Origin of the sequence: Metamycoplasma subdolum, assembly GCF_033546815.1 — a bacterium.
Lineage (GTDB): Bacteria > Bacillota_I > Bacilli_A > Mycoplasmatales > Metamycoplasmataceae > Metamycoplasma > Metamycoplasma subdolum.
The window spans coordinates 122946-135073 of sequence record NZ_CP137846.1 but is presented as its reverse complement, the minus strand read 5'-3'; the positions used below and the strand labels follow the sequence as shown (position 1 = coordinate 135073).

The 12128-nt window shown below is 28.5% G+C and carries 13 protein-coding genes and 1 tRNA gene; 8 read left to right on the top strand and 6 right to left on the bottom strand.

Annotated elements, in window-relative coordinates; genetic code table 4:
* Window position 1: 1 nt before the first annotated feature.
* The 4 genes from R9C05_RS00570 to R9C05_RS00555 are packed head-to-tail and all read right to left on the bottom strand — an operon-like array spanning window position 2 to window position 2081.
* Window positions 2-541 carry a F0F1 ATP synthase subunit B gene (locus tag R9C05_RS00570; protein ID WP_121940656.1) on the bottom strand — a complete coding sequence of 180 codons (540 nt, stop codon included), beginning with the start codon at window positions 539-541 and terminating at the stop codon, window positions 2-4.
* A 9-nt stretch (window positions 542-550) separates the two neighbouring features.
* A complete protein-coding gene (locus tag R9C05_RS00565) occupies window positions 551-829 on the bottom strand; it encodes an ATP synthase F0 subunit C (RefSeq protein ID WP_121940655.1) in 279 nt (92 codons plus the stop codon).
* 9 nt (window positions 830-838) lie between these two features.
* Complete coding sequence (locus tag R9C05_RS00560) at window positions 839-1642, bottom strand: F0F1 ATP synthase subunit A (RefSeq protein WP_121940654.1); 804 nt, start codon at window positions 1640-1642, stop codon at window positions 839-841.
* A complete protein-coding gene (locus tag R9C05_RS00555; RefSeq protein WP_147437878.1) occupies window positions 1620-2081 on the bottom strand; it encodes a hypothetical protein in 462 nt (153 codons plus the stop codon). The genes R9C05_RS00560 and R9C05_RS00555 overlap by 23 nt, the downstream gene beginning before the upstream one ends.
* Before the next feature lie 213 nt (window positions 2082-2294).
* On the opposite strand from R9C05_RS00555, the gene R9C05_RS00550 reads away from it, so the two are divergent.
* The gene (locus tag R9C05_RS00550) at window positions 2295-4448 is read left to right on the top strand and encodes an ATP-dependent Clp protease ATP-binding subunit (protein WP_121940652.1); all 2154 of its coding nucleotides are present in this window, start codon (window positions 2295-2297) and stop codon (window positions 4446-4448) included.
* A 35-nt stretch (window positions 4449-4483) separates the two neighbouring features.
* Here the strand turns inward: R9C05_RS00550 and R9C05_RS00545 are convergent.
* Both R9C05_RS00545 and R9C05_RS00540 read right to left on the bottom strand, forming a co-directional pair.
* A tRNA-Lys gene (locus R9C05_RS00545) sits at window positions 4484-4559 on the bottom strand.
* Window positions 4560-4599: 40 nt separating this feature from the next.
* On the bottom strand, window positions 4600-5181 hold the full coding sequence (locus tag R9C05_RS00540) for a thymidine kinase (protein WP_121940651.1): 582 nt from the start codon (window positions 5179-5181) through the stop codon (window positions 4600-4602).
* Window positions 5182-5307: 126 nt separating this feature from the next.
* Between R9C05_RS00540 and ychF the strand changes: the two genes are divergently transcribed.
* From ychF to R9C05_RS00505, 7 genes are all read left to right on the top strand, one after another.
* Window positions 5308-6411: a redox-regulated ATPase YchF gene (ychF, locus tag R9C05_RS00535; protein WP_121940650.1), complete on the top strand. Its 1104-nt coding sequence runs from the start codon at window positions 5308-5310 to the stop codon at window positions 6409-6411.
* A gap of 65 nt (window positions 6412-6476) precedes the next feature.
* Complete coding sequence (locus tag R9C05_RS00530; protein ID WP_121940649.1) at window positions 6477-6662, top strand: helix-turn-helix domain-containing protein; 186 nt, start codon at window positions 6477-6479, stop codon at window positions 6660-6662.
* The gene (locus R9C05_RS00525) at window positions 6655-8313 is read left to right on the top strand and encodes an N-6 DNA methylase (protein ID WP_121940648.1); all 1659 of its coding nucleotides are present in this window, start codon (window positions 6655-6657) and stop codon (window positions 8311-8313) included. The genes R9C05_RS00530 and R9C05_RS00525 overlap by 8 nt, the downstream gene beginning before the upstream one ends.
* A gap of 10 nt (window positions 8314-8323) precedes the next feature.
* A complete protein-coding gene (locus R9C05_RS00520) occupies window positions 8324-9475 on the top strand; it encodes a hypothetical protein (RefSeq protein WP_277870173.1) in 1152 nt (383 codons plus the stop codon).
* Window positions 9476-9588: 113 nt separating this feature from the next.
* Window positions 9589-10521: a Fic family protein gene (locus R9C05_RS00515; RefSeq protein WP_170141521.1), complete on the top strand. Its 933-nt coding sequence runs from the start codon at window positions 9589-9591 to the stop codon at window positions 10519-10521.
* A 77-nt stretch (window positions 10522-10598) separates the two neighbouring features.
* A complete protein-coding gene (locus R9C05_RS00510; RefSeq protein WP_277870172.1) occupies window positions 10599-11234 on the top strand; it encodes a variable surface lipoprotein in 636 nt (211 codons plus the stop codon).
* Window positions 11218-12120: a Cof-type HAD-IIB family hydrolase gene (locus R9C05_RS00505; RefSeq protein WP_121940645.1), complete on the top strand. Its 903-nt coding sequence runs from the start codon at window positions 11218-11220 to the stop codon at window positions 12118-12120. The genes R9C05_RS00510 and R9C05_RS00505 overlap by 17 nt, the downstream gene beginning before the upstream one ends.
* The last annotated feature ends 8 nt before the right edge of the window (window positions 12121-12128 follow it).

Sequence of the window (12128 nt, the reverse complement as noted above, 5' to 3'; positions counted from 1 at the left end):
GTTATTCTTTCATTATTTTGTCAATCATTGCTTGATGATCTTTCGGTTTTAACTCTTTGCCAATGATCTTTTTCGCAATTTCAATGGCAGAGTTCATGATTATTTCTTTTTGCTTCAATTCGAATTCTTTTTTGTGTTTTGCAACTAATAAATTCGCTTGTTCTAAAATGATTTCAGCCTTTTTATTAGCAGATTGTGTGGCAGCAAAAATTATCTTTTCACTTTCACTTTTTGCACTCGCAACTATTTCATTAGCGTGTAAATTCGCATCAAGAATTTGTTTGTCAATTGTTTCTTTTGTTTCCAATGCTTTTTCTTTAGCCTTGATTGATTCATCAATATTATTTTGAATAAATTCTTGCCGTTTTTTTAGCATCTTTTTTAGTGGTTTGTACACTAAAAGAGTTATAAAAATTGAAAGTACAATCAATGTTGCTAAAGCAAAAACAAAGAATGGTCAACTGAATGTAAGGTTGGCAAAAGTGTTGTTAATTTCTTCACTAACACCACTTTTAGCAGCCATAATTTTGTTTAAAAGCATTTTCTTTTCCTAGACAAAGATTAAAAGCAATGAAATAATAAAACAATAGATTGAAGCAGTTTCAACGAAAGCAAGCCCGATAATCATAAGACCACGGATTTTTGCTGTAGCTTCTGGATTTCTTCCAACAGCATCAACGGCTTTTGCAACAGCAATACCTTGTCCAAGTGAAACAATTCCAGTTCCACCAATTGCTAAACTAGCAGCAATCATAGTAAGACCATATGCTAAATTTCCTTCGCTAGCATTAGCAGAATGGTATGCATTAACAATAGGTTCAATGTTCATATTTTCTCCTTAAACGTTGGATTTTTCGCCAACAGATTCTTTATTTTTAATAATTTCTTGTTTTCATTCTTTAATTTTCTTACGATGTTTATCTTTTACATTTTCTTCACTTGCTTGAGATCAATAAGATATCGTTAATGTCATAAAGACAAAAGCTTGAATACTTCCGGCAAAAAAGTCAAAATATAGATTTAAAAATGGTGTGACTATAATTGCCAAAGGATTAATTACACTTCAAGATTCTTTTGAAACTTCAGTACCAATAATTTTTCCTCAAATATGATTTAGAAAAGCATGAGTTAAAACAGTTAAAACAACTCCACCAATAATGTTTCCAAACATACGGAAAGTAAGAGAAATTATTGGAGTTACCATTCCTGCAATTTCAAGCGGATTAATACATTTTAGAAAGAAATGAATTTTTTGATAAAAAATATTTAATGAAATTGTAACAACTCATGTAATTGCAGTTGCTGCAAGCACTACGCTAACAGCACCTCCAACTGGTGCAATTCCAAAAAGTGAAAGCAGATGTCCAAATAAAAAGAAAATAAATAGCGTAATAAAATAAGGGTTAGCTTTTTCTAACTTTTTATTATGCATTTCATTTGAAAAAGTATCAAGTGAAACAAATGCTGATTCAACTAAAACTAAAGCTTGATTTGGTGCTTTTTCAACTTTTTGTCTTTTAATTGCAATGTAAATTAAAATTGACAAAATAAAGACAATGACAATTAAAATTCCAAGAGTAAAAATTTGATTCTCTTGGATTTTGCTTGAACCAAATCAATTAAGTTTGAGCAATCTGTCCATCTTCTTTTCCTTTCTTACGATCAAGTCTTACCAAAACAATTTCCACTATTGCTGATATTAAAATCAAAGTGTAAGGTGTAGCAAATGTAATAAGATTTATTGGTCAAAAGCCAATAGATTGGTAAGGATTTTGAGTTCTAAGTAAATAATTGAGACCTGCACATCCAAAAATAATCAAAGTGTTTACTAATGCAATTAAAAGAAATAAAACAACCTTGATTGATTTAGTCTTTTTAATACTTTTTTCACCTTCTTTTTGTTTATTTTCTCTAAAAAGCAAGCTTATACTAAGAGAAAAAAATAAAAAACTAACAACACCTGCTAGGTGACCTATTACAAGCGAATAATTGAAATAACTAACTGTAATATAACCAAGAAGCATTACTAGATTTAATGTGAAAAATATAACTCAGTGTCTCTTATTTAATGTGTCCTTCATGAAAACTCACGGTTATAAATAACCTTATTTGAATTATAAGACTTTTTTAAAAAAACTAAATTTAATATTAAGTATTTTAATAGTTAAAAAATAACTTTATATAAAAAGAGTTTTTTAAGCAAAAAACTATCCTTGAAAATTTAGCACTCTTTTTGTGTGAGTGCCAAAAAAGGTGCTATAATTTCAATATAAACATGATGGAGGTATTAGAAAATGAATGCAACATGAGAACCAAATGATTCAAGAAAAGCGATTGAAAAATATGGAAAAGATTTAACTAAACTTGCTCAAGAAAACAAACTTGAACCAGTAATTAATCGTGATGATGAAATAAGAACTTTAATGAGAGTTTTATCTAGAAAAATGAAAAACAATCCTGTTTTAGTTGGAGAACCTGGAGTTGGAAAAACTGCTGTTGTTGAAGGACTTGCTAGAAAAATTGTTGAAGGAAAAGTTCCAACAAACCTTAAAGGAAAAAAGATTATCGAAATTGATTTAGCAGCAATGGTAGCAGGTACTCAATATCGGGGAATGTTTGAAGAAAGACTGAAAGGTTTAATTGATGAAGTTGTTAAATCTGATGGCGAAATTATTCTTTTCATTGATGAAATTCATAACATTATTGGAAGCGGTGCAGTTGGTGAAAATACAATGGATGCTGCTAATATTTTAAAGCCAATGATGGCAAGAGGAACATTGCATTTAATTGGTGCAACTACACTCGATGAATATAGAAAACATATTGAAAAAGATGCAGCATTTGAAAGAAGAATGCAAAAGGTAATTGTGAGCGAACCTTCAATTGAAGACACAGTTACAATCTTGCGTGGAATTAAAGAAAGATATGAAACTTTTCACAAAGTAAAAATTGAAGATGAAGCATTGGTTGCTGCGGCTAACTTATCTTCAAGATATATATCAGATAGATTCTTGCCTGATAAAGCAATCGACTTAATTGATGAAGCAGCAAGTAACATTAGAACTGAGATGAATTATTTGCCCGAACCTTTGGAAAAAGTTGAACAAAAAATTGCACAACTTGAAATTGAAAAAGCGGGATTGCTTGATTCAGATAAGAAATCAAAAACAAAAAAAGATGAAGAAAAAATTAATGAAATAAATAAAGAACTTGTTGAACTTAAAAAAGACAAAAAAGAACTTGAAGAAAGATTAAATTCAGAAAAAGCTGATATTCAAAAAATAAGTTCATTAAAACAGGAAATTGATGATTCAAAAGCCAAACTTGCTCTTCTTCAAAGTGAAGGAAAATACGTTGAAGCATCTAAAATAATGTATGTACTTTTACCAAGTATGCAATCTGATTTGCAAAAGCTTGAAACTAAGTTAAGAAACAGTAAAAATAGATTAATTAAAGAAGTAGTTGATGCTGAAGAAATTGCAAATATTGTATCAAGATGAACTAAAATTCCAGTTACAAAATTACTTGAAAGTCAACGAGAAAAACTATTAAATTTAAAGGAAACTTTAGCTAAAAGAGTCAAAGGTCAAGACGAAGCTTTAGAGAAAGTTAGTGAAGCAATTCAAAGAGCAAAAGCTAACATAAATGATCCAAATCGTCCAATTGGTTCATTCATATTTTTAGGCCCAACAGGTGTTGGAAAAACTGAAGTTGCACGTAGTTTAGCTGAAGCTTTATTTGATAATGAAAATCATATTATTAGACTTGATATGTCTGAATATATGGAAAAACAATCAGGCTCAAAAATGATTGGTTCAGCACCAGGCTATGTTGGTTTTGAAGAAGGTGGACAACTAACTGAAAAAGTAAGAAGGCTTCCTTATTCAATCGTGCTTTTTGATGAAATTGAAAAAGCTCATCCTGATGTTTTAAACCTGCTCTTACAAATTTTAGATAACGGACAACTTACTGATAGTAAAGGAAGAAGCGTAAACTTTAGAAATACAATAATCATCATGACTTCAAATATTGGAAGTGAGTTGATATTAGATAAAAAAGCAAATTATGAAAATCTAAAAAGACTTTTATTAACTAAAATGAAACCTGAATTTATTAATAGAATTGATGAAATTATTATGTTTAATAGTTTGGATCAAAAAGTTACAAAAAGTATTGTTCAACTTGAAATTAATAAACTTAAAAATAGAGTTAATAAAAATCAAAGTATTTCTCTTGAAGTTGACCAAGAAGTTATTGACTTTATTGCGAAAGAAGCATATGATCCTAATTTTGGAGCAAGGCCAATTAAAAGATATATTCAAAAAAATATTGAAAATAAACTTGCAATCTTGATTATTGACAATAAAGTTAAAGAGGGAGACAAAGTATTTGTTTTTCTTAAAAAAGATGAAATTGTTGTTTCAGATCAAGAAAATGATTTAAATTAAAAAAAACGCCACTACCTTAAGTGGTGTTTTTTATATGGTACATCCTGTGGGGCTCGAACCCACGACCCAGGGATTAAGAGTCCCTTGCTCTGCCAACTGAGCTAAGGATGCTCTAAAAGCATTAGAAATTATAAATCATTTTGCTTGAAAATTAACTATTTTGTTGCTTAGCCTTTTCACCTTTAAGGTGACATTTTCTGCATCTTGCTTCATATTCATCTTCATCGCCTAAAAGATGTTCAATTTTAGAAGACACTTTTCTAAAAGAAGTCGAAGCAGCATGTTGACAAATTGTACAAATTGCTTGAAGTTTAGTTACTCTTTCAGCAATTGCCATTAAAGACGCCATTGGTCCAAAAGGTTTTCTCATAAAGTTTTGATCCAATCCTGCTACTATTACTAAATAACCACGATTAGCAAGTTCATCTGCAACTTCTACAAGGCCATCATCAAAAAAGTTTGCTTCATCAATTAAAACAGCCTTGTAGCTATCCTTCTTCAATAGATCAAAAATATCTTTTGAATTTTTTATTGTAAAAGTTTCATGACTTACGCCAGAACGGCTTACTATCTTTTCTCGAGAAAAACGTGAGTCAAATTGTGGCTTAACAACTAATGGTTTTAGTTTAGCATATTCTAAAATTCTTAGTCTTTTTAAAAGCTCTTCACTCTTCCCTGAAAACATTGGTCCTGTTATTACTTCAATCATTCCTTCGTTAAAATTCTTATACATTTATATCACCCTAAACCATTATTATAACGAGTTATAAACTTTAAATTTGAAAATTTTGAAAACTTAATAAAAGGTTTAAAAAAATCTATTTAATATATAATTGTAAATAATATTTAAGGAGGCAAAATGTCACTAAAAGCTGGGATTGTTGGAATGCCAAATGTGGGAAAATCTTCACTTTTTTCTGCCTTAACTTTAGTGGAAGCAGAAAGTGCAAATTATGCCTTTACTACTATTGAACCCAACGTTGCTATTGTTAATTTAGAAGATGATAGACTTTTGAAATTAGCAAAGATTGTTAATGCTAAAAAAATAACACCAGCAACATTTCAATTTGTTGATATTGCCGGTCTTGTTGAAGGAGCAAGTAAGGGCGAAGGGCTTGGAAATAAGTTTTTGGCAAACATCCGTGAAGTTGATGCAATAGTTCATGTAATAAGATGCTTTGAAGATTCAAATATAATGCACGTTGCCTCTTCAATAGATCCAATTCGTGACTTGAATATAATTAATTTAGAGCTTATTTTAGCTGATCTTCAAACTGTTGAAAATGTTATTTCAAGGATTGGCAAAAAAGCAATAAATTCTAATGACAAGAATTTGAAATTTGAACTTGATACATGTATAAAATTGAAAAACTGGCTTATTGAAGAAAAGATGGTTAAAAATCTTGATTTAGACGAAAAAGAAAAAGCAATTATTAAGTCATATCAACTCTTAACTTCTAAGCCAACAATTTATGTTGCAAACCTTAGTACAAATGATTTTAAAAACTTAAATGAAGCAAAACATTATTTAAAATTAAAAGAATTTTTAGATAAATCAAATGAAAAATTAATTCCAATTTGCATTAAACTCGAACAAGAACTTTCAACCTTTTCAGGCAAAGAAAAAGAACTTTTTTTATCTGAGTATAATATTCAAGAATCGGGTTTAAATCAAATTATTAAAACAAGTTTTTACATTTTAAATCAATCAACTTACTTCACTGCTGGCGAAGTTGAAGCTCGTGCTTGAGTTTTTAAAAATGGTATGAACGCAGCAGAATGTGCAGGAATTATTCACACTGATTTTGAAAAGAAATTCGTTAAAGCAGAAGTTATAAAATATGATGATTATATTGAACACAATGGTGAAAAAGGTGCTCGTGAAGCTGGCAAGATAAACCTTGAAGGCAGAAATTACATAATGAAAGATGGAGATGTTTGCTACTTCAAAATTGCAAAATAGCTCCTTTTTTATAATCAAATTTTTGGCATGTAAAAAAGTGTTATAATAGTGTAAAAAGGTTTAGTATGAATTATCCAGTCAAAATTAAAGAATATCGCGAAAAAGTTTTATGCACCCAAGAAGAATTAGCAAAAAAGCTTGGAGTTTCTTTTGCTAGTGTAAATAGATGAGAACAAGGGTTATTTGAACCTACTATGAAATCAAAAAGAAAGTTAAAAAAGCTATTCGAAAAAGAGGGAATTTATGCATAAAAAATTGGATAACTTTGAACAAATTAACTTATTTAATGGTTTTGATGAAAGCATCTCAAGAAAAAATAATGAAAGTTACCATAATAAGCCCGCAAAAGCATTAAACAAGATAATTATTTCAAGACTTCAAAATTATAGTTTAGATTTATATATTGAAGACGTAGAAAACATCGGCTTAGAAACTACATGAGACTACATTTGTGCATTTGTTCTTCAAAATGGGGAAGATAAAAAATTCTTAACTATTTCAAATTTTGGTGAAATGTATGAAATTGGTTTGGCAATTCGCGATAAATTTTTAAAGAAAAAAAGTGGTCAATACTATACCCCTAATGATATTGCTAATGTAATGGCTAATTGATTTGATGAATGCAAGGAAGAAAATGTTTGTGATGTTGCTTGTGGAACAGGCAAGCTTATTCTTACTTATCTTGAAAAGCTTGGATATCAAAAAGCAAGAAAACTAATTAACTCCGGAAAATTATATTTATACGACTTAGATCATATCGCCTTAAAAATTTGTAAAACGTCTATTGCTATAAAATATAAAATTGATGATGATTCAGTTATTCATGATTTTTATTGTGATTTTTTAGACCCAGATATTCATCTTCCTAGAAATTCCAAAGTAATATCTAATCCACCTTACGCTGCGATTAAAACGATTGAAAATTATTGAGCACCAACTAAAGTGTTGCTCGACACTAAAGAACTTTATTCAACATTTATGGAAAAAATATTCAATGAAGCTGACTCAACTGTGATTATTACGCCGTTTAGTTTTATATCTGGCAACAAGTTTTATTCTTTAAGAAAGAAAATGTGCGAACTAGGTTACGGATTTGTTGTTTCATTTGATAACGTTCCTGGAAATATATTTTATGGCAGAAAACACGGTATTTTTAATACTAATACTTCAAACTCTGTGCGGGCTGCTATTACTGTAATGCATAAAAATGTCTCAAGAAAAGGTTATAAAATTTCACATCTTATTCGTTTTAAAAATGAGGAAAGAGAAAAATTGCTTAAATGTGAAGTCTTAGAAAAAACTCTATCTCATGAGTATCAAATTGTAAATGAACAAAATACATATTTTAGAAAAGTACAAGCAGAACTAGAAGAATTGTACAATGCTTGAATTAAAAAATCTAACTACAAATTATCTGATTTTCTTTCAAAAAAGGATAGTACTTATTTTGTTGATATGCCAAACACATGTAGATATTTTACAGCAGCATCATGCAGAAAGTTAGATAGAACAGGCTCTTTAAAACTTAATCTTGAAAATGAAGACTCACTAAATTTTTTATATTGTCTAATTAATTCAAGCTTTGCATATTGATGATGAAGAATTTACGACGGAGGAATTACTTACCCTTCTGGGCTACTAAGCAAAATGCCAATTCCTTTTAATTTATTGTCCAAAGAAGATATGATCTTTTTTAAGGAAATGAAAGAAAAAATGTGCAACGACGAGAAAAAATACATTATTAAAAAAGTTAACGCTGGCATCGTTCAAGAAAATATTAAATTTCCAGATCATTATAGAAACTTAATAAATGAAAGAATTGTTAAAATTATAGGTATTGAATATAAGCAAAATATGTTTGAAAAAGTTCATGCTAACCAATATTTCAAAAACAAATGATAGATAAGGATAAATGATGATTAATAAAGAAACCCCGCTTACAAAAGCACAGAAAGAAATTATTACTGAATTTTACAGTCACAAACCTGTGAAAGTGATCTTTAATAAAGAAGAAAGAGATAATTTATGAAAACAGTTGACTGACAAAACACAAAATTTTGATTTTAATGAGTTAAATGAAAAATGCCCTGCATTATCACATCAAATTAAAAAAAGTTATGAAAATCAAAATTATATTCAATCAGCAGTTTTTAGTGAATGTGTTTATGCACAAGCCCTTGCAAAATTATTCAAATTAGAATTATTTATTAATTGTGATATAAATAATTCTTTCCTTTCAGGCGAAATTATCCAATTACTCCATTCTTATAATTTGGTCCCACGTTATGTTTATTCATCTATAGATAAAAGTAGAATGCTTATTCAAGCAGGCGGAAGCAGGGGAATAGACAGTGCTCTCATTACTATTATCAACCCTGTAATTTTTAAAATCGAATTTAAAGAGCCAAGTGCTAAAACAAGTGAACCCGATTTACCAAAATATGGAGAAGATGGAATTTTAAAAATTAAAGATGAATTTTTAGAAAAAAATCCACAGTTTGACTTAATGTTAAAAGAGCAAGTAGGATTAAATTTCTTTAATTCTATGGGGTCTAATATTAATAATTTTTCATTTGAAAGTATTGATTTTGCCGTTTCAAATAATTATTGCAAATCAAATAATTTTTACAAAAAGGATGCAGATGTTATTGTCACTGAAGATATTGATGGCTCTTTAACAATGATACCCGCCAATCAAGTTAGCAGATGAGCTGAAATTCAAGGTGAAATAAGACCGGCGGGAAGAAATCATTATTGTGTATGAACTCCAAATGCTTTAAGAAACTTTTTAAATAAAATAGGTGCAAAAGTTGATGATCATCAAGCTATAGTTAATAAAGACGTTTTAGATTTTAGAATAGCAAGGGGCAGTGATGGCAAAATTTCAGGATATAAAATTAACCCATTATTTTTTGTATTTTTAGATAATTGTAAGGATTTAGGTTCAAGTGTAAAATTTGATATAAATTCTGTTCGACAGCTTAACCCTACCATTGCGGGAAAAATTTTCTTCAAAGAATTAAAATATAGCTCTGTTAAAAAATATTATATGAAATTGAAGTAGAAAATTTTTACATTTTTTATTGGCATTATTTAACCACATTATTCACTTTAAATTCATCAATGAATTTCTTTTGTGTAACAAAATAATTAAAAATGTTTCACATGGAGGTTGCAATGGCCGAAAATTACATCACAATAAGAAATGAAATAAATTCAATTACTGAAACAATTGAATCTCTAGTTCATGGATCTATAGAAATAAGACAAACGAATAACAAAAAGTTTATTTACGTTCATTTTAGAACAAGTGGGAGACTCCAAACAAAATATGTTGGTGAATTTAGTGACGAACTTTTTAATTTAATTCAAAGAAATAATTTGAAAGTAAGAGTGCTCAAGAAAAGATTAAAAGAGCTTAGAAAAAGAACTGATTCTTTAAATTACAAACCTAAAAATTTAAACGAAAAAGTCAAACTAAATATTGATCTTGCAAGTAGAAACCTAGTCGATTCAATCTATAAGCAATCAAAACTTGAAGGCATTTTCATAACTTATGCTCAAATAAAAACTCTTTTAAACGGCGGAAGAGTCAATGATATGAATGCTTTGGATGTTCAAAAAATATTAAATTTAAAACATGCTTGAGAATTTATTTTAGATAAAGATGTAATAACTTATCCTTCAAATTTTTCAATTCTTTGTCAAATCAATGCATTGGTCCAAGAATCAATTTCATATGATGCTGGCAAAATTAGAAAAGTAGCAGTAACAATAAGCGGTTCAACTTATTTACCACCGCTTCCTTTTGAAAATCAAATTAAGGAAAATATTGAAACAATAATTAAAAACAAATCATTTTCAGATGTTGAAAAAGCTGCTCGTCTAATTTCATATTTAATGAAAGTTCAAACATTTTTAGATGGTAATAAGAGAACTGCTGTAATTTTTGGAAATCATTTTTTAATTAGTAAAGGTTTGGGAATAATTGTAGTTCCAGTGGATAAGCTTGATGAATATAGAGATTTACTTCTTGAATATTATGAGAATAAATCAGAAAAAATTATTAATTTTTTAATTGAAAATTGTTATTTAGAACTAAATCAATAAAAACATACTGTAACGCTTTTTTGCAAAGTTTTCCTAAATTCGTTATTAATTTAACTTATTTCTTATAATTTTAAATTATGAAAAAAATCAAGAAAATACTTATGCTTTCGCCTTTAATTTCAGTGCCAGTTGCTCTTCCTATTATTAGTGCATCTTGCAATGTTAAATTACCTGAAAAATATTTAACTAAACCAATGGATGATCCAACATTCAAAATTGCTGATGAAGAAATTAAAAATCTTAAATTTGAAGATTTTGAAATTCCTCAAGAAAAGGACAAATATTTTATTAGAGATTATCATCAAAAATTTTTAAATCAAAAATTAATTGATAGTACTTGAATCAAACCAACTTCTTTCTTTTGAACAAAAGTTGATAAAGTTGATTTTAAAAAAAAATATACTATCGTTATTTTTTCATATGTTTTAGATGATTTAAAAATGAGATTTGAAATTTTCATTACTCCAAAAGATAAGGCAAAACATAACTTTGAAGGAAAAGATTATTACTTCATTTATTCATCTCATAAAATTGATGTTAATGGATTTAAAGATGAGGCGAAAATAAAGGCAAAACTTGAAAAGAGAGCAAAAATTTACAAAATAGTTCAATGAACAGTTCCCTCAATTATAATATTTTCAATAATCTTATATGTAATCATAAAAGCAATTATGAGAAAGAAGAAAGGAATGGGAAATGTTAGCCACTACTAATAACAAAAAACCAATTATTTTTTCAGACATCGATGGCACTTTATACACTAGAACTTTTCATGTAATGGATGAAACTTTAAAAGACATTGAATTTGCTATAAAAAATGGTGCTGATTTTAATCTCTGCACAGGAAATCCTTTTGAAGAAAGAATGCAAAAATTGATTCAAAAAGTTCCTTCAAGATATTTTATAGGTTCATCTGGAGCACAAGTAATTGATTTAAAAACTAAAGAAACTATTTACAAAAAAGCAATAGATTTTAAGATCTTTCAAGAAATTTATGAACTTAGTAAAAAGCACAATTATCTTCTAATTTTTTGAGATGAAAAGGATTACTATTTTTCAACCAAAGAAACAATCTGATTAACTGAGATTTTTGATTACCATTTTACTGGTGAAAAAACTAAAAAAATAAGACCTAAACTATATAGCGGAGAAAAAATTAATCCTTTAAAAATTGAAGTCTATGCCGGCGAAAGAAAAACCTATCACGCTGATTTAGAAAAATTCAGAGAAGAATTAAGCAATATCAAAGGGATTGAGATCACTCACACATTTGTGAATTTAGAAATTTTAGAGGAAAATGTAAGCAAGGGTGATGCAATAGTGTGAATGTCAAAAAACATTTATAATAAAGAAGAAATTCAATTAAATGAGTATATGACAATTGGTGATTCTAACAATGATCTTTCAATGATTGAATTAACCGACTTTTCATATGCAATGTCAGGTAGCTCTGAAGCAATAATTAAAACGGCAAAATATCACACTTCAGCACCTGATCAAAATGGTGTTGGAGAAGCAATTTTAGATTATCTATATAGATTTAAAAATGTAGTTAAAAAATATATGTTCGCTGAATTTGAAGATAAGCAAAATAAATAATAAAATTA